Annotated in this window: 1 protein-coding gene and 1 pseudogene; both read left to right on the top strand. The window is 73.8% G+C overall.

Annotated features, from left to right (window positions below; genetic code table 11):
* Nucleotides 1–91, top strand: a pseudogene (locus J0695_RS46335) (TM2 domain-containing protein); the annotation flags it as partial.
* Nucleotides 84–401: DUF2752 domain-containing protein (locus tag J0695_RS41240; protein WP_206969927.1), on the top strand; the 318-nt coding region annotated here is incomplete at its 3' end. The pseudogene J0695_RS46335 and the gene J0695_RS41240, both read left to right, overlap by 8 nt.

The raw sequence follows: 401 nt of genomic DNA, 5'->3' as shown, positions 1-401 counted from the left end.
CGGGTTCGGCTTCTGGTCGCTGATCGACGGCATCATGTACCTGGTCAGCAACGACCGCACGGACGCCCAGGGGCGGATCCTGCGTGGCTGAACAGGCCCGTTCGGTCCCGTCCCGGGGGCACTCGCGGTGGCATCCCGCGGCTGCCCCCGTCGCGGTGCTGGCGGCGGGTGCCGTGGGCGCCGCCTACTTGTGGGGCACCGACCCGCACGAGCCGGGTCACCTCCTGCCCCGGTGCCCGCTGCGGGCCGTCACCGGCCTGCTGTGCCCGGCGTGCGGCGGTACGCGCATGGTGTACGACCTGATGCACGGCCAGTTCGCCGCCGCCTGGCTGGACAACAGGGCCCTGCTGCTAGCCGCGCCGTTCGCGCTGGCGCTGTGGGGGCGTTGGACGATGGAGGGG

Origin of the sequence: Streptomyces beijiangensis (assembly GCF_017315755.1) — a bacterium.
Taxonomy (GTDB): Bacteria; Actinomycetota; Actinomycetes; order Streptomycetales; family Streptomycetaceae; genus Streptomyces; species Streptomyces beijiangensis.
Note: the sequence above shows the minus strand (reverse complement) of the source record. Positions and strands in the feature narration are given on the sequence as shown.